Consider the following 17,077-nt stretch of genomic DNA (forward strand, 5'->3'; position numbering starts at 1 on the left):
TAATAATAATTATATACATTAGCGTTTTAATTTGCAAACTTTTAATATCTTGGCGGCAGTTCACGAACATTCATCGTGCTAATCGCGCTAGTGTTTCGATAATTATTGTAAGCCCAAATATAAGTGTCAGCCCTCAAATTGATGATTTCTGCTGGAGTTCCAGGGTGCATATTCGGATCATTCTTTGCAGATGAAGCATGTTTTCCGCCGTACGTTCGCCGCAAGAACAAGCGTCCAGTTTTAATTGGCCCGTTGATTTTCAATTGCTTGCCACAAGAAACATCAGAAACACCACTCAGCCAAGCTACATCGCTAATTACCACGCCACAAGTACTAACATATCCATCTTTCTGAGTAATCAACCAAGCATTCACTTCCCCAACCGAAGGCTCTATAATAATATTCTTCGCGTAGATAATTAGTTGTGGTAATTGGCGCACATCATTCGTATCTGTGTATAACAAATCACCCGAAATCCTGACTACGCCCGAGGACTTTATGACTATACTCTTGCCTACGCTTAATTTTGACCCCGTTAAGGTTACATTTCCAGCGTTATATTCACCCGAAGCTAGACTATTCACATCTACATTGCCAGAGATATTACCCCTCGCCCCGCGAATTGACGGTAAAGTAAAATTATCTGGAACTGAACTGGTGCTACTGAAATTACCGTACTTTGGAATATTGGCAAAAGTCAGCTTGTTATAGTCACGCGGCGTCACGCCCGAGCGACCATTAAACGATGATGACAATCCAGCACCCGAAGCCGAATCTGCCCTACCATTAGCAATAATTCCATATTCACCCCAAGAACCGTACACATTCTGATTTGTATAAGCCATCTTATACGCCAACGTTATATCCTCGATCAGCAGTCCCATATGTGACGGATTAGATTTTATATAAATATCGATGAAGTTATTATTCTCATATAGAACAGTGCCTGGCTGCGTCTCAGCGGTAAATCGAGAATTTCCAGCATAGCCCGGAAGACCCCAACCAAAATACTGAACTCCTTCAGGTCTGGATCCATTGTCGTTACCTAACGTTTTCATCTCATAACCGTTAATCTTCACCTTAACGAGGTTATCTACAGCTCCACTAAAACCAATCTCCAGACTCTTAGCATCTTTTAACCCTCCTAAATTGATACCTTTCAGCCTAAAGACATACATATCCAAACACGGGATAAGCTCTACTATAGGACGAGAATTATCATGACAATTTAGATGAGCCGGATCCGGTTTACTATTAGAATGCGTATGTCGACCAAAGCTGTTTATACCAATCCATTTTGCAGAGTCAGATGTCCTCCAAACGCCCCTCTTACAATAATCAGGATTATAGACGAGCGATGCGTCACCAACTATGTCATAATACATGGAATCGGGTTCACACGTAATATAACCGTCCTGCAATACATCGTCTCCACTAGGAGCGCGCCACTGTGTCGTTACAATCGTCCTTGCTTGATAGTCGTCTTTTAAGTTAGTCGCATCACCATGACAACTCGGAAGATAATCTGGCTTTCCAGTAGACTTCTTATATGCCCTCTGATTTCCATTACCGCCATATTGATCCTCAGCACACACTATAGACCAATGTTTATCTTCCATATTACCGCCCTTATACCCATATTCACCGGGACTAAATAACACTTTATCACCAAGCTTATTCCCGTTCCCGTCTAAACCTGTACCCCACAGCCCCTTTGCTCGTATAGAAGTCTTATCTAACTCAATACGACTAAGATTCTCATCAGGGACATTCACATTGTTTGACGTCCTGCTGGTAATGACCTCTTTATCTGTCTTAATATCACCACCCCAAACCTGAACCTTCGGTCTTTTTGAGGATCTGATACACTTAACCGCGTATTTAAAATCCGTCGAAGGAGCCGAACCGTCGTAATTACTGACCATAACCACATAACATAGACTGTCGTTAGCACTTAGCTTAACCCTATCCCTACCCAGATCATCTATCTTATTTGTAGCCACTGGAGTCTGACCGGTGTTTAATTGACTGCCAGTGTTTTGAACAATTTTTCCACACGCGCCACTATCAATATTTAAGCTATCTCTATATTGTCCCTTAATCAGTCGCACAATTGCACATGGCCAATCACTATCAGCAGTACCACCAGGCAATGAAACCACATCGCTCTTGCCCGTAAGCTCCGAGACTTCAGCCCCTCTGACAACAAATCGCGCAAGTGCATACGAAGAATTTTGAGTTTTTGACGTGCCCTTATTATTCAAGCCGGCATTTATTCCCTCAATTTTCGTAACATTTTCTGTGTCAATATAATCCGAGTTAACACTGACCGAAGGTTCTACGTTATAATCATATGGAACCTCTACACAGGCATACTGCGAATAACCCCATCCCGAAACCGGCAAAGAGTTCCGCTTGCTCCAATATATACGCTGACATATACGCTTGCCCATGTCTTCTTTTCGAATAACTCGCGTAAACATAAATTTATTTTCTCCAAGCGGACCACGAACATCCTCTAATCTAGATTTTCCGTTCAATGCCTCCATAGTGGTAGTGTGATAATCCACACCCGGTGGATTGTTCATTCGCTTCCAAGCATAATCCTTCCAATCTGTCATAACGTTAAACCATCGAGGATCTTCATTATGCCAAGCCCCCCTGTCGTTCAGACTGATATCATTATCCATCGGCTGATTTGAGCTTAAATCGAACACATCTTGCTGTACACCAGTCACAACATAGTCAGTGGCTCCGCCGCTAACAAAAAGACTATGCCACCAGTCAACCGTGTCTCCGGGCTTTACGTCTTTTAATCTACCTGGTGCAACCACCCAACCAGATCCATAGTTGTTAGTGTCTGACCGATTAAAATGTTTCGTAACCCAGGATTTACCAGTTATCGTCCAATTTGGCGAGCTTGGCGCCGCATATGTATAGATAAAAAAAGCCGTTACCGAAATAGCTAAAGCCACTACTATTGCCAGCATGCCCACCTTAGGCAATGAGTATTTTCTTCTCATGCTTATAATTATATCAAAGATTACGCAGATGATATAATAAATATATGAGTTTATCTATTGGAATCGTTGGTTTACCAAATGTCGGCAAGTCGACACTTTTTAACGCTTTAACAAATAACGACATTTTGGCGGCTAATTATCCGTTTGCGACAATTGAGCCGAACACGGGAATTGTTCCCGTACCAGATAATCGCCTGCAAATTTTAGCCGATCTTTATCATGCGCAAAAAATTATTCCAGCCACTGTAACTTTTGTTGATATTGCGGGGCTGGTTGCTGGCGCGTCTAAAGGTGAAGGTTTGGGCAATAAGTTTCTTCACAACATCAGAGAGTGTGACGCAATTATTCACGTTGTTCGTGCATTTGAGAATTCAAAGATTTTGCGCCACGACGAAGCGCCAATCGACCCAAAAAAGGATATTGATATTATCAATACTGAGCTGATTCTGGCTGATTTGCAAACTCTTGAAAAACGCCTACCTCAACTTCAGAAAGAAGCCAAAGCAAATCCAAAAGCTCGCCAAAAAGTTGAATATCTGCAGTCTTTAATTGACTCTCTGCAAAAAGGCGTACCAATTTCCGCGCTGTCAGATGTGGATTTTGAAGCAATTTCCGACCTACATTTACTCACCGCCAAACCAGTAATTTACGCGTTTAATGTCGACGAAGAAGGGTTGAACAATTCCGATCTACAGAGTCAATTGACCGAACTCGTAAGTCCCGCAAAAACCGTTTTTGTCTGCGCAAAATTAGAGGAAGAATTGAAGGGCTTATCTGAGAATGACGCCAAAGAGCTATTAGAAAGCTACGGCGTCAAGGAAACTGGACTCGCCAAACTTATTCACGCAGCCTACGATACGCTCGGACTACAAAGCTACTTAACTGCGGGCGAAAAAGAAGTTCGCGCTTGGACAATTCACAAGGGCTGGACTGCACCGCAAGCCGCGGGCGTTATTCATTCGGATTTTGAGCGCGGATTTATTGCCGCACAAATTGTCGATTTTAACGATTTAGTCGCTGCAGGATCAGAAGTTAAGGCTCGTGAAAACGGCAAAATTCGCACCGAAGGAAAAACTTACGTTATGCAACCAAATGACGTCGTTGAATTTAGGTTTAACGTTTAGCTAATTTCAATTTGTAAAATCGCTCGAGATTGCCCTTACTGCCTGCCACTTCACTATCTTTTTTATCTAAGATAACAAAATACTTTTTCGCCCAATCTTCAAAGTCGGATAAAATTTGTCGACGAACTTTATCGTTTTTAATAATTCCCTTATTAACCTGATGCCGTCCCGCCTCAAATTGAGGTTTTGCCATAGCAACCAATATCGTATTTGTATTCATCAAATTTTCTGCCACGTGCGGCAAAATTTCCCTCAGAGATATAAACGACACATCGCCCACAATAATATCAATTGCTTCATCTGCATAAAAATCACGAATATCGGTCTTTTCGTAAAGAACAATTTTTGGATTCGGCCTCAAACTTGGATGAAGTTGATCCGTTCCAACATCAACAGCAAATACCTTTTTGGCGCCATGACGCAACGAATAGTCAGTAAATCCGCCCGTACTCGAGCCAATGTCCAGAACAGTTTTATCCTGAAAATTAAGATGAAAATACTCCGCTACGCTTGCCAGTTTTAAGCCGGCTCGCGAAACATAAGTTTCCTTCTTCTCGAGCTTTATCTCGTCCGAATCAGATACCATAGTTCCTGATTTTTGGACAATTTTCTTATTCAAAAAAACATAGCCCAGGCGAATAAAATTATCCGCCTGAGATCTTGTTGTCGCCAAACCACGCTCGACCAGAGATTTATCTAATCGCTGTTTCATTAAATAGGATTATTTCTTTCGCTCGCGATATTCGCCAGTTGATGTGTCAACGCTAATAATATCACCCTGCTTGATAAATGCTGGAACTTTGACAACCAACCCTGTCTCCAAAGTAGCATCTTTTAGCACAGATGAAGTCGTATCACCCTTAACCACATCTTCTGTGTAGGTAACTTCCAGATATTTATTCTTTGGTAGTTCAACGTTAATCACTCGACCGTCGAAGAATTGAAGGCTTAATTCGTCGCCTTCTTTCAGGTATTTACTAGCGTCATCCACGATTTCCGCAGCCAGCTCAAATTGCTCAAAGCTAGTCGGATCCATGAAATAGAACTTGTCGCCGTCGTTATACAAATATTGCGCAGTTTTATTATTTACTTCCGCAGCTTCGATTCGCTCTTGGCCCTTGAAAGTCTTTGGAATAACACTTCCGTCAATTAGGTTTTTCAATTTCACGTTAACAATCGAACCGCCACGACCCATAACTTTTTGGCCGTATTCTACGACGCGATATGGTTTGCCGTCAATTTGACAAACTACGCCTTTTTTCAAATCAGTTGGCTGATACATATTTTCTCCTTTCCAATAAAATATCTCGCTGCCAAATATGTAATAGCAACGAGATATTGCGTATTAAACGTTTCTAGTTGCTGCTAACAAATGGCAACAAAGCCAAGTGGCGAGCACGCTTAATTGCTACCGCCAAGCTTCGCTGTTGCTTTTCGCTCAAACCAGTCTTGCTGATTGGCTCGATTTGACCGTAAACATTGATGTAACGTTGCAAAGTTTTTACATCTTTATAGTCAAAAATAATCGGTGGATTTTTCTTCAATTGTGCCATTTTAATCTCCTTATTAGAATGGAATCTCGCTTAGGTCAATTGGCTTATCGTCAATTTCCGTTACAACTTCCTCTTTTTTAGTAGTCTTTGGTGCTGCAGAACCTGAATTGTCGCCATTTGGACCGTCTAAGAACGTTACGTCCGAAGCAGTAACTTCAATTCGACTCTGTCTTTTACCAGTATCCTTATCTTCCCAGCTATCCTGTCGCAGTCGTCCTTGGATTAAAACCCGACGACCTTTGCTTAGATATTGCATTACCAAATCACCAAGTTTATCCCAGGCTGTAATATTGAAAAAGTCAGCCTGATCGTCTTGAGATTGTCGATCAACAGCAATGCTGAAACTAACTACGTTCTTGCCAGAAGCAGTTGTTCGCTGTTCTGGATCGCGTGTCAATCTACCCAACAAAATCACTTGATTGATACTTCGTGCCATATTCTATCCCCTCTTTTACCTTACGGCAGTTAGGCTTATTTACTTGATTCGCTTGAATCAGATTCTTCGTTGCGCGCTTTTTGCTCGCTCAATGCTTGACGAGTTTTTTCATCAGTTTTTACCAATAGGTAGCGCAAGACTTCGTCAGTAATCTTAAGCGTATTTGAAATCTTCAACAAAGCTGGTGCTGGCAATTTAACCTCAAAACAAACGTAAACTGCAAAGTCCTCACGCTTGATTGTGTAGGCCAATTTTTTCTTGCCCCAGTTATCTTCTTTGGTAATTTCACCACCGTTAGTAGTAATTAAACCACGTACCTTATCCAACGCTGAATCTAGATTAGCCTCTAAATCCGGGTGAATAAGAACGGTTAGTTCGTATTCGTTCATGTTTCCTCCTCTGGAATCCATTTACGGATGCTTATGCTGTCTCACACAAGCTTAGGTTAATATTCGCCTATATTATACCCCATTCTGCGATATCGTGTCAATGAGCTTATAGATAGTGTCTATATCGTCAGCGCTGAGGGATCGAGCGTTGTTTCTTATGTCGTCGATTAATCTTCCGACATCTTCAGGATTTCTCAAATCCAGACTTTCTAGATCAAGATTACTTGGACTTATTCGTTGTCCATCTACGGAATATTCGACCTTATACTCTCCCTCAAGATGTTGCCCCTTCCAACCTCTAATATTCCAGCTATGCTCTATATAAAGCGGCGGTAAACCACCTGAACGACCCACCACCTCAGTAACGTACAAACCTAATTCAGCGGAACATTGCGTACCGCCTTCCAGCATAGATTCTGGTAAATAGGCTATTTCGCACCCCTCCGCATGACCGCCCGAAGAAACACGAATAGTTTCTAGTGGAATTGAAAAAATATGATGTACTATTTCTGGCGATAGCTTATATGTAAAAATGTTCGCAGCAACACTACTATCGTCTATTCTATAGCGACCATTCTCTAAGCCTTCAGCGCCCTTCTCCTCAAGAACTTTACCCGCCGCCTGTACTATAGCGACAAGAGTCTCCTGATCAGGAGCTAAGTCATAGTTACCAAGAAAATACTCGCTCATAATGTTTGATCAATCTTTTCACGATTCCGCCAACAGTTCATCAAGCTCTTCTGGACTAGAAATCAAAACATCACGTGGCTTAGAACCATTCTGTGGACCGATAATCCCCCGCTCTTCCATCTCTTCAATAATTCGCGCTGCTCGCTGATAACCAATTCCCAAGCGTGTCTGTAGCATACTCGTTGAAGCCTTGCGACGCTCAACCACTACACGAACCGCATCCTTAAACTTATCATCACCACCTTCAGATAAGTCCATCACGACGCCACCCTTGCCATCCAATTGAACTGGCTGAGCCACCACTTCATCGTTGTATTGCGGAGCCATCTGCATGCGCAAATGATCGGCAATTTTATTCACCTCATCATCTGTCACCCAAGCACCTTGGATACGCCTTGGCTTGCTCATGCTTGTTACGTAAAATAGCATATCTCCTTGACCCAATAATTTCTCAGCACCAGATTGGTCTAAGATTGTAATACTGTCAACCTGGCTAGCCACCGTAAAGGCAATTCGCGCCGGCACGTTCGCCTTAATCAAACCGGTAATAACATTCACGCTAGGACGCTGCGTTGCCAATACCAAATGAATACCCACCGCTCGCGATTTCTGCGCCAAACGAACAATTAATGTCTCAACATCCTTTTTAGCCATCATCATAAGATCAGACATCTCGTCCACCACAATCACGATATACGGCATCGATCCATCTTCATGCTCCTGAACATTGCCATTTTCATCAGCAATCGCAATCTTCTTAGCGCGCGACTGCAGCCTCTTGTTGTATTCCTTAATGTTACGGATTTTCTCGCCCGCCAACAATTTGTAGCGTCGCTCCATCTCATTCACCGCCCACTTCAAAGCTGAAATAGTCTTCTCTGGCTCATTAATCACCGGCGTAAGAAGATGCGGAATATCGGCGTACGGCGCCATTTCAACTTGTTTCGGGTCAACCAAAATCAACTTCATATCACTCGGACTGTTGCGATACAGCAAGCTACACAGCAAAGTATTAATCATAACAGACTTACCAGAACCCGTTTGTCCAGCAATCAACAAATGCGGCATCTTCCCCAGCTCGCCCACAACAACTTGACCAGATATATCTTTACCAATTCCAAAGCTCAAAGGATCACGAGCAGCAGCCCACTGTTTCGACGACAAAGTACTTCGTAGGCGAACTTCAGCAGCCTTACGGTTAGGTACCTCAATACCAACCGCTCGCTGACCAGGAATTGGCGCCTCAATCCTTAAACTTTGTGCTGCCAAATTAAGCGCAATGTTAGTTTCCAGCGCCGTAATTCGCGTCAATTTAACCCCACTTGGTGGTCTTAGGGTGTATTGCGTGACTTTTGGACCAACATTAATGTCGCCCATCGCTGCCTCAATATTAAATTCAGCTAGCGTATCGTGAATTATTTGGGCGTTCTGGCGCGTATCTCCAGCATCAGCACCGCTTTCGTTCTTCTCTAATAGATCCAAGCTTGGCGCCTCCCAATTCGGATCACGAGTTGCCACCAAAGCCTGTTCTTCATTGGCCTTTTCCGGCTTCTCTACTTTCTTTAATAAGCTCTTTTTCTCTTTGGCTGTATCAATTATTGGCACACCAGCGTTCAGCTTAATTTCTCCCAGGTCGGTCTTTTTCTCTTCTTCCGTCGGCTGAGCAATTGACGCCTTCTTCATAACAGAACGATTATTATCATCCTCCTTGGTATTACTCTTGATCATCCCCCAAAGTTTACTGAAAACTGTAAACGGTGACGTTTGAGTAATAAATAGAACTGTTATAAACGCCAAAACTAGATAAATAATCACAGCAATTGCCGAATCTACCATTTTCAAGGTTGCCGTGTTTAATATGTCGCCCACAAATCCACCAGAATTCGGACGCGAAGCCGTCTTCATTAACCCAAACAATCCAGAAAACCACACAATTTCCAGAATTGCCGCAAATTTCACCACTGCGGGTAATTGATTCTCTTCCGCTCGGAAAGTCTCAACCGCCAAATAAATCAGTAGTATCGGCAATGCGTACGCAGTATAGCCAATAGTTTTTACGGTCGCCATATCAATCCATTGCAGAACCGGACCACCGACACCGAACCACGACACGACGAGTAGTAGCGACAAAAGAATAAGCATCACCGCGCCAACTTGTGACCAAAAACCCGCCGGCAAACTATGCTGCGGCTTGGCTGGTGCGGATTTTTTCGTGATCTTTCGTTTTTTTGCCATAATCGTTTTTATTATACACTGATTTTATACTTATTAACAGATGTAAAAATCAATTTAACACGCTTTTATTATAGCACAATTTACCAGTAAAATCAATCTAGAGACCTAGTACGGACGTGTGTTCTGTCGCTCTCTGGCTTTTGTGTCATTTGCTTCAGTATCTGGCACTTGGCGCTGCGGGAAACGGCGGCGTGGAGCAGTTGGAAGGGTCATTTTTGGCTCGTCTGAGGTAGGTTTTTTACCACGCGCTGGCGATTTTGAAACAGAATGAGCTGGCGCAGCTGCCGACTTTACAGACTTCAAGCCACCAACTTCGTTAATCACCGGAATGACAATTGGTGTTCGGCGAGTCTGATCATACAATATATGCGTAATCTCATCTTTAATTTCTTTTTTGATCACATCCAAATCATATTTGCCAGAAAAACTGCGCGCCGCTTTTTGCTTCAAGTATTGGCGAATCATATTCATCAATTCTTCAGAATCGCGCAAATAGATAAATCCGCGAGAAATAATGTCTGGGCTAGTCAATAATCGTCCCGTGCCACGCTGTACGGTCAGCACCACAACAAACATTCCCTCTTGCGACATGTGAATGCGATCTTTCAATACAACCTCAGAAACAATCGCGCCAGTATCATCATACATCACACCGCCAACATGAATTCGCCCAGCTTTCTTTGCTTGCCTTTCAATATCAATCTCAATAATATCTCCAGCATCGCACACAAAAATATTCTTGCGAGGAATTCCACATTCCTTTTCCGCCAATCTAGCATTATGCACCAACATATGGAATTCACCGTGAATTGGCATGTAGTAAGTTGGGTTAAGTGCATTAATCAATTTAACATGATCGTCATAATAGCCGTGACCTGACAAGTGCAGAGGACCGATTCCCGTCAAGTGGGTTTTACCGTTCTGAATAACGTCAGAACCTTCGCGCATCAAACCATCAACCGTTCGCACCACGCTTTTTTCATTGCCGGGAATTGGATTTGAGCTAAACACCACGACATCCGAGCCCTTAATTTTCATATATTTATGAGCGCCCGTTGCCATGCGATTTAAGACGGCGTTAAATTCACCCTGCGAGCCAGTACAAACTACGGCAATTTGGTTATCTGGCAATTTAACAATATCTTCCATCTTCATGATGGTGTCTTTAGGAATCTTAATCGTCCCCGAACGCAATGCCACCTCCAGGTTTTGAATCATCGAAAATCCAGCAAACGCCACCTTGCGTCCGTGCTTATGTGCCTCTTCCAAAATTAATTGCAAGCGATGCACCTGCGACGAGAAACAACTTAAAATTACTCGACTATTACTAAACTTGTCCATCACCTGACCGATGGAATACTGGATATCAAACTCCGTGTGCGTGTGCGTACCAGCCGATTCACAGTTGGTCGATTCATTCATAAACATCAAAATGCCTTCTTTTGAAGCCACTTCCGTAAGTCGCTCAAGGTCAAACTTTTGGCCGTCAACTGGACTTTCCTCGAATCGCCAGTCACCAGAATCGACAATCACGCCCATTGGAGTTCGAATAATCACCGCCGTAGAATCAGGAATTGAGTGGTTAACTCGTACCAACTCGACCGAGAAATGCTTAGAAACTTGAACAATTTCGTGACTCAGCGGATCCATCACTCGATAATCTGGCTTGAAATCCACTTCTGAATCGTCCATCGTTCGATCGAGCATGCCAATCGTAAACTTAGAGCCATAAACTGGCGCTGGAATACGATGAATAAAATGGCGGAACGAACCAATGTGATCAAGATGCCCGTGCGTAAATACATGCGCCTTAATCTTGTATTTATTCTCTTCCAGCCAAGTAATATCCGGCGTGATGTAGTTGATGCCTGGATAATCACTGCCTGGGAACAGAAATCCCATATCTACAATGATAATCTCATCATCATATTCGATGGCGTTCATATTCTTACCAATTCCCATTTCACCCACGCCACCAATCGGAATAATCCGAAGCTTTGGCTGACCACCGCGAACAGGTTTTGGTTGCATTTTGGCGCTAAATTGCTCGCCGCCGTATCCGTTATAAACCGACTTGTTTACTGGAATATCAATCAAGTGCTGTGAAGCCCTGAGATTAACATTCTCGCTTGTTCGTCGCTGAGCTCGGAAAACTTCACCCTTACGAGTAGTTGTACTATTCAAAACTGCATTGTTACTTTTCTTTGACTGCGGACGCTTATTGGCGTCGTCTTTTTGCGGTGTTGCTAGTCGCCGCTGACCCATATTGTTATACTCCTTTTTTATTACAATATAATTCAAAAACCAGGTATAGAGGTGAACTGACGTAAATTCCTCTAGTTAGTACTCTTATATTAGCAAACCGCTCATATTTTGTCAAAGAACAATGTTTTATAACAGAGGTCAATTAATCGTCGCCATCAACCGACGTGTGTGCGAATTTACGCTTGCCACGATAAGCGAAGAAGCCGATTGTCAATAAATTAGCCACCAACAAGAATCCAGCCAAAACCCACATACTGCCGCCGTAAAATGCGTTATCTAGCCCACCCGAAATAGCCTGGCGCAATGCGCGAATCGAGTAAGTCATCGGCACTAGCGGATTAATTGCTTGGAAGAATCCGTTGGCAGTTTGGATTGGGAACGTTCCCTCGCTGGAGCCCAATTGAAGCACCAAAAGAACCATCGCTAGGAATCGTCCTGGATTGTCCAAAACAATCACCAAAAGCGACACAATCGACATATACGCAAACGACGTCAGATAAATTGCCCCGATGAAATGCGCTGGATGTTCTGGAGTTAGTCCTAAGAAAAACACCATCACTAACATCAAAATCGTTGCTTGCATAAAGGCCGCCACGCCAGCCACCGAAGCTTTAGATAGCCACCAACGAATCGCACTTTCTTGCTCAGAAAAAGTTTTGCGGATCGGATAAATAACGTTCAGGACAATTGCTCCAACGAACAAACTTAGCGACAAAACATACGGCGACAAAGCGTAGCCATAATTCGGAACATTGCCCTTTTCGGTCATCTCCGACTTCACTGGATTTGCAATTTGCTGCTGAGTTGTAGTGCCAGTTGGTTGAATTTTTATGCGGTTAGAGGCGTCCGCCAATTTATTCGCCAGCGCATCCGCGCCGCTTGCTAGTTGCGAAGTTCCATCAATTAACGCGCCCGAGCGACTCTCTAACAAACTCGCGCCATTCGCCAATTTTTGACTGCCCGATTTCGCTTCGTTTAAGCCGTTTGTTAAGCTTGCCGAGCCCGCCAATAATTGATTGTTTGCAAATCGCACACTGTTATAGCCGTTAAATGCGGTAATTGCGTTTGGTGTCAATTGATTCACGCCGTTATTCAATGTAGAAACTCCGGCCTGAAGTTGTGTTTGTTGTGCTGATAGTTGCTGTTTTAGCGCTTGAAGATCTTCACGTAGCGTCCCCATCTGCGCGCTAATTATCTGAGTTTTTGTTAATGCTTGATAAATATTGCTAATTTGCGGCAAACTTATCGTCGTAGAATCGCTACCAGAAGCGGCTACTTGCGCGCTCAAAGCCCGCAAAGTATCGCCCGCCGCCGACAAGTCGGACTCCGAAGCTCGCATTGTTTGCGCCAAAGTTTGCGCTTCCGTTTCTACCTTGTTTTGCTGAGCCATGAGCGCTGGCGATGGATTACTCACGCTGGCGTTTAACTGATTTATTCCCGATTGCAATTGTTTCATGCCGTTAGATAATTGCGACAACTGGGATTCGGTCGGTAAATTGTTCGACAATTGCCCCAATCCCGCCTGCAATTTACGAGAACCGTCGCTGAGTTGCGCCAGTCCGCCAGCCAAGGATTGCTGGTTTACTGCCAACTGTTTCACGCCGCCAACGTATGTTTGCGTGCCAGATTGCAATCGCCCTAATCCGTCGTGCAAAGTTGACGCGCCGTTAGCCGCCGTGTCCAGCCCCATTCCAAGCTTGTCCAAATTCTCCAAAATTCCCTTAGCGTACGCCTGAGTGATTTGTTCAGACACCGAAGATTTGACCTTGGAGGCAGCTTGATTGCTGACTAGCGAACCGATATAGTTTTTCGCTGGTGTGGTCGTAAAATTAATAACCGCCTGCCGAGGTTCAGATTCGGTAATTGACGCTGCCTTCTGCGAAAAGTCGGACGGAATAGTTACCACTGCGTAAAAATGTCCGCTATTCACGCCTTCGTCTGCTTGTTGTTTACTGACAAACTCCCAACCCAAATCGTGATTATCTTTCAGTTTTTTCTCGACAGATTCGCCGACATTCAGCGATTTGCCATTTAAGCTAGCACCCTTGTCTTCGTTCACGAACGCCACCGGCAAGTTTTTTGTTTGCCCGTAAGGATCCCAAATTGAGCCTAGGAAAAATCCACTATACAAAATCGGGATAAACGAAATCACAGCCATAGATATCAGCAATATTTTATTATTAAACAAATGCTTCCACTCGGCTTGTAACATCTTATTTTTAATCATGTGCGACCTCCTTTGCGACATCTTCCAACGTCACAGTTTTCAAATATTCACTCCACTTTTCCTGCGCTTCAGAAAAAACCTTTTCTATCATATTCATGCCAATTTCCACCTGACGAGGACGCGATTGAAAAACTCTCTCAACAATTCCCTGAGGTTGAAAAAATGGCAATTCTCCTTCAATTGCAAGGACGACATCATGCAACGTAACTTCGTTCATTTTTCTCGCTAAAATAAATCCGCCGCCAGTTCCCTGGGTTGAAGTGATTAGCTTTGCTATTACCAATTTCCGACTAATTTTCTTCAAGTACGTCGGCGAAACCAGCATCTTTTCCGCCAGCGCGTCATTAGTTACCGGCGTCGTCCTTTTCGGATCCGCCAGAATTGCCATAATGCAACACGCCTGTTCAACAGCTCCCGATAACCTCATACAAATCCTTTCTCGACTTAGATATAATAGATATCGACTATCCACTATACTACGTCTGAGAAACTTTTGCAAGAAAATAGTCTAATTAAGCGCCGCTATTATTCTTCACGAATTCCACGGCCTGAATAAAATCATCAATTAAAGTCTGACGCATACCGCCGTTATAAAGCGCAGCGGCTGGATGATATAACGGAATCACTACGAATTCAAGCTCATGCAGACACACTTTACGTGGACGACCGTGTTCTTTACTGATCTGCAATCCCGGAATAAACCCACCGCCGCTGTGCCGCCCTAAGGTCAGAATAGCCTTTGGCTGAATGATTTCTAATTGCCTAAGTAAATATGGCCAAAATTGTCGCTTTTCCTCTGGTAGCGGGTCGCGATTATTTGGTGGACGATATTTAACAATATTAGTAATATACACATCTGAACGTTGCAGATCAGCAGATTTCAGCATCTCATCAAGGAATTTTCCCGCAGCACCAACAAACGGCTTGCCCTGCAAATCTTCATTCTTCCCTGGCGCCTCGCCAATAAAAATGATATCAGCATCAGGGTTTCCATCGCCCATAACTAATTGCGTTGCCTGATCCGCCAAATCCGAACAAATCTTCTCTTTTACAATTTCTTCCGCCAACGCATCCAATTTAGCCTGCTTGTCCATATATTTATTCTATCAAAAAACGCCCCGTAAGAAACGAGGCGCTTCTGATATTTAGCAGAACTATTTATTTACCTTGTTTACCAGTATAGTTCCTAGGTTATTTAATTCATCGCGAATTTCACCCTCTTCTGCTATTTTTTGTAGTCCCGAAGACCATTCGCGGGCAGTCTTCTGTATTGCGGTAAGAGTGTCGTAAAAATCACTGATATAGTTAGAGTCGTATTTTTTGTAATCAGATTTCATCTCAGCAACTTTTGGCAACATTTCTTCAAGTTTTTCCAATTGAGCAGTAAAGTCCTTGACGAATTTCTTGTTGTGCTCATTCTTAATATCTGCACCCTTAAGATCCTGTCGAGCTTTCTTAACTGCGCTTTCTAAGGTGGATATATTAGAGCTGTTGCTGCTATCAGAAAAATCAGCTACTGCTGGAAGTATCTTTCCGTAAACTTCATCAAAAGCATCTACTGCAGAATCAAACTTACCTAGCTTATTTTTCAAAGCATCATACTTTTCACGAACCTCTTTGTCGCCAGTAATAGCCTTCATCTTGCCTAGCTCGCTTAATTTACCGTCAACTTCATCCTTTGTCGAGGCAAGTTTTTTGCGAGTAGATTCTAGTGACGTCTTAGTTTCTGAAGTAGAAACATATGAAAGTGACGTCGAAGCTTTATTGTAAATTTCGATTGTATCGTTCACTTTGTCTACAGCAGCTTTATAATCCGCTTTGCTTGGACCACTTAGCAACAAGACAGCTAGGACTACACCAAGGATAATTACGACTAGTCCAATTATTCCGCCGATGATTCCCCACATGGCACCTTTGCTCATTTTCTTTTTTGGTGGCATTTGGTATGGAGTTCCCATGACTGGTTGTTGTGGGAATTGTTGTTGTGGCTGAGGCTGCTGAGCCTGAGGCTGTTGTGGAGCCTGCTGGAATTGTGGCTGAGGCGGCACTTGAGGCTGTGGTTTATTATTGTTGTTGTCGTCCATAAATAGTAGTCTCCTGACTTTTTATACTTTTTGTCATTATATCGCTATAGCTTAGTTATAGTCAAATAAAAACACCCCAATTCCTCAGAGTGCTTTATTTTTAGCTACAGATTATTTATTAGCTTTTTCTTCCAAAACTTTCTCAAAATCATCAATAGCCTTTTTCCATTTTTCTACAGCGTCAGTATTGAAATCTGTCTTTGGAGTCTTTGGTGCTTTTGGTAGCGATGATCTTGATTTTGTATTTTTAGCATATTCTACAATTGCCACATAATACTGCTTCATTTCTGTGTAATAATTCTTCCAGTCCTTACCATATTTGGAGGCTAGCTTATTTTCAGATTTTGACATCTTATCCAAATAATCTATACAGTCTTTTGTCTCGGAATCCAGACGCTTCTCGAAATTTTCTTTAGATTCTCGGAGGTATTTACTTACATCAGGAGATTTGCACTTTTCATAAGTCTTGTCTTCTGTAAGAATAACCAGAAACTCTAGATATTCTCTCGCGCCATTATTCCAGCTATCCACATATTTATCATACGCCGCCTTCACATCCTTATCGCGAAGCGCTTTATGAGAGCTCATTTTCTTATTAAGATTATTGATTTTCTCGATGGCTTTATATATTTTATCTTTTGTGTTTTTAGTGCCAGCACCATTCTCACTTATAAAAGCATCTCCTACGTCAAGACCGGTAAATTGTGAAAGCAGGTCTTTATAATCCGCTTTGCTTGGACCACTTAGCAACAAGACAGCTAGGACTACACCAAGGATAATTACGACTAGTCCAATTATTCCGCCGATGATTCCCCACATGGCACCTTTGCTCATTTTCTTTTTTGGTGGCATTTGGTATGGAGTTCCCATGACTGGTTGTTGTGGGAATTGTTGTTGTGGCTGAGGCTGCTGAGCCTGAGGCTGTTGTGGAGCCTGCTGGAATTGTGGCTGAGGCGGCACTTGAGGCTGTGGTTTATTATTGTTGCTATTATCCATAAGCTATTTTCTCCTAAATAATATATTCTTATTGCGACATTACTATATTTATACA

15 protein-coding genes are annotated in these 17,077 nt (G+C 42.9%); 1 reads left to right on the forward strand and 14 read right to left on the reverse strand.

Features of this window, described 5'->3' with window-relative positions:
• Positions 1 to 41: 41 nt before the first annotated feature.
• Complete coding sequence (locus tag LRM49_RS03370) at positions 42 to 3,023, reverse strand: hypothetical protein (protein ID WP_243777787.1); 2,982 nt, start codon at positions 3,021 to 3,023, stop codon at positions 42 to 44.
• A 44-nt stretch (positions 3,024 to 3,067) separates the two neighbouring features.
• Here LRM49_RS03370 and ychF point away from each other — a divergent pair, with 44 nt between their 5' ends.
• The gene (ychF, locus tag LRM49_RS03375) at positions 3,068 to 4,147 is read left to right on the forward strand and encodes a redox-regulated ATPase YchF (RefSeq protein WP_243777788.1); all 1,080 of its coding nucleotides are present in this window, start codon (positions 3,068 to 3,070) and stop codon (positions 4,145 to 4,147) included.
• On the opposite strand, the gene LRM49_RS03380 is transcribed toward ychF, so the two are convergent.
• The 13 genes from LRM49_RS03380 to LRM49_RS03440 all read right to left on the reverse strand — a co-directional run bounded on the left by LRM49_RS03380 (position 4,137) and on the right by LRM49_RS03440 (position 17,022).
• Entirely contained in the window at positions 4,137 to 4,859 is a 723-nt protein-coding gene (locus LRM49_RS03380) for a TlyA family RNA methyltransferase (protein WP_243777789.1), read from the reverse strand. The two genes, ychF and LRM49_RS03380, sit on opposite strands and share 11 nt — an antisense overlap.
• Positions 4,860 to 4,868: 9 nt before the next feature.
• A complete protein-coding gene (efp, locus tag LRM49_RS03385; RefSeq protein WP_129632170.1) occupies positions 4,869 to 5,429 on the reverse strand; it encodes an elongation factor P in 561 nt (186 codons plus the stop codon).
• 73 nt (positions 5,430 to 5,502) lie between these two features.
• On the reverse strand, positions 5,503 to 5,700 hold the full coding sequence (gene rpsR, locus LRM49_RS03390; RefSeq protein WP_129634767.1) for a 30S ribosomal protein S18: 198 nt from the start codon (positions 5,698 to 5,700) through the stop codon (positions 5,503 to 5,505).
• A gap of 13 nt (positions 5,701 to 5,713) precedes the next feature.
• Positions 5,714 to 6,136, reverse strand: coding sequence for a single-stranded DNA-binding protein (locus LRM49_RS03395; RefSeq protein WP_129632164.1), 423 nt, complete (start codon positions 6,134 to 6,136; stop codon positions 5,714 to 5,716).
• A 35-nt stretch (positions 6,137 to 6,171) separates the two neighbouring features.
• Positions 6,172 to 6,525, reverse strand: a complete 354-nt coding sequence (rpsF, locus tag LRM49_RS03400; protein ID WP_243777790.1) for a 30S ribosomal protein S6 — start codon at positions 6,523 to 6,525, stop codon at positions 6,172 to 6,174.
• 72 nt (positions 6,526 to 6,597) lie between these two features.
• Positions 6,598 to 7,215: a hypothetical protein gene (locus tag LRM49_RS03405; protein WP_243777791.1), complete on the reverse strand. Its 618-nt coding sequence runs from the start codon at positions 7,213 to 7,215 to the stop codon at positions 6,598 to 6,600.
• 18 nt (positions 7,216 to 7,233) lie between these two features.
• The gene (locus tag LRM49_RS03410; RefSeq protein WP_243777792.1) at positions 7,234 to 9,450 is read right to left on the reverse strand and encodes an FtsK/SpoIIIE family DNA translocase; all 2,217 of its coding nucleotides are present in this window, start codon (positions 9,448 to 9,450) and stop codon (positions 7,234 to 7,236) included.
• A gap of 105 nt (positions 9,451 to 9,555) precedes the next feature.
• Positions 9,556 to 11,715, reverse strand: a complete 2,160-nt coding sequence (locus tag LRM49_RS03415) for a ribonuclease J (protein ID WP_243777793.1) — start codon at positions 11,713 to 11,715, stop codon at positions 9,556 to 9,558.
• Positions 11,716 to 11,857: 142 nt separating this feature from the next.
• The gene (locus tag LRM49_RS03420) at positions 11,858 to 13,942 is read right to left on the reverse strand and encodes a YhgE/Pip domain-containing protein (protein WP_243777794.1); all 2,085 of its coding nucleotides are present in this window, start codon (positions 13,940 to 13,942) and stop codon (positions 11,858 to 11,860) included.
• Positions 13,935 to 14,369: an RrF2 family transcriptional regulator gene (locus LRM49_RS03425; protein WP_243777795.1), complete on the reverse strand. Its 435-nt coding sequence runs from the start codon at positions 14,367 to 14,369 to the stop codon at positions 13,935 to 13,937. The genes LRM49_RS03420 and LRM49_RS03425 overlap by 8 nt, the downstream gene beginning before the upstream one ends.
• Positions 14,370 to 14,454: 85 nt before the next feature.
• On the reverse strand, positions 14,455 to 15,036 hold the full coding sequence (locus LRM49_RS03430) for a uracil-DNA glycosylase (RefSeq protein WP_243777796.1): 582 nt from the start codon (positions 15,034 to 15,036) through the stop codon (positions 14,455 to 14,457).
• A gap of 60 nt (positions 15,037 to 15,096) precedes the next feature.
• On the reverse strand, positions 15,097 to 16,026 hold the full coding sequence (locus LRM49_RS03435) for a hypothetical protein (RefSeq protein ID WP_243777797.1): 930 nt from the start codon (positions 16,024 to 16,026) through the stop codon (positions 15,097 to 15,099).
• 111 nt (positions 16,027 to 16,137) lie between these two features.
• The gene (locus LRM49_RS03440; protein WP_243777798.1) at positions 16,138 to 17,022 is read right to left on the reverse strand and encodes a hypothetical protein; all 885 of its coding nucleotides are present in this window, start codon (positions 17,020 to 17,022) and stop codon (positions 16,138 to 16,140) included.
• Between the last annotated feature and the right edge of the window lie 55 nt (positions 17,023 to 17,077).

It is taken from the genome of Candidatus Nanosynbacter sp. HMT-352 (genome assembly GCF_022819365.1).
Classification (GTDB): domain Bacteria; phylum Patescibacteriota; class Saccharimonadia; order Saccharimonadales; family Saccharimonadaceae; genus Nanosynbacter.

What these genes read in the sequence shown, in the direction of transcription:
- LRM49_RS03380 (WP_243777789.1), bottom strand. Translation starts at nt 4,859, where the DNA reads ATGAAACAGCGATTAGATAAATCTCTGGTCGAGCGTGGTTTGGCGACA.
- LRM49_RS03430 (WP_243777796.1), bottom strand. Translation starts at nt 15,036, where the DNA reads ATGGACAAGCAGGCTAAATTGGATGCGTTGGCGGAAGAAATTGTAAAA.
- LRM49_RS03370 (WP_243777787.1), bottom strand. Translation starts at nt 3,023, where the DNA reads ATGAGAAGAAAATACTCATTGCCTAAGGTGGGCATGCTGGCAATAGTA.
- rpsR (WP_129634767.1), bottom strand. Translation starts at nt 5,700, where the DNA reads ATGGCACAATTGAAGAAAAATCCACCGATTATTTTTGACTATAAAGAT.
- LRM49_RS03410 (WP_243777792.1), bottom strand. Translation starts at nt 9,450, where the DNA reads ATGGCAAAAAAACGAAAGATCACGAAAAAATCCGCACCAGCCAAGCCG.
- LRM49_RS03405 (WP_243777791.1), bottom strand. Translation starts at nt 7,215, where the DNA reads ATGAGCGAGTATTTTCTTGGTAACTATGACTTAGCTCCTGATCAGGAG.
- rpsF (WP_243777790.1), bottom strand. Translation starts at nt 6,525, where the DNA reads ATGAACGAATACGAACTAACCGTTCTTATTCACCCGGATTTAGAGGCT.
- LRM49_RS03395 (WP_129632164.1), bottom strand. Translation starts at nt 6,136, where the DNA reads ATGGCACGAAGTATCAATCAAGTGATTTTGTTGGGTAGATTGACACGC.
- LRM49_RS03415 (WP_243777793.1), bottom strand. Translation starts at nt 11,715, where the DNA reads ATGGGTCAGCGGCGACTAGCAACACCGCAAAAAGACGACGCCAATAAG.
- LRM49_RS03425 (WP_243777795.1), bottom strand. Translation starts at nt 14,369, where the DNA reads ATGAGGTTATCGGGAGCTGTTGAACAGGCGTGTTGCATTATGGCAATT.
- efp (WP_129632170.1), bottom strand. Translation starts at nt 5,429, where the DNA reads ATGTATCAGCCAACTGATTTGAAAAAAGGCGTAGTTTGTCAAATTGAC.
- LRM49_RS03440 (WP_243777798.1), bottom strand. Translation starts at nt 17,022, where the DNA reads ATGGATAATAGCAACAATAATAAACCACAGCCTCAAGTGCCGCCTCAG.
- ychF (WP_243777788.1), top strand. Translation starts at nt 3,068, where the DNA reads ATGAGTTTATCTATTGGAATCGTTGGTTTACCAAATGTCGGCAAGTCG.
- LRM49_RS03420 (WP_243777794.1), bottom strand. Translation starts at nt 13,942, where the DNA reads ATGATTAAAAATAAGATGTTACAAGCCGAGTGGAAGCATTTGTTTAAT.
- LRM49_RS03435 (WP_243777797.1), bottom strand. Translation starts at nt 16,026, where the DNA reads ATGGACGACAACAACAATAATAAACCACAGCCTCAAGTGCCGCCTCAG.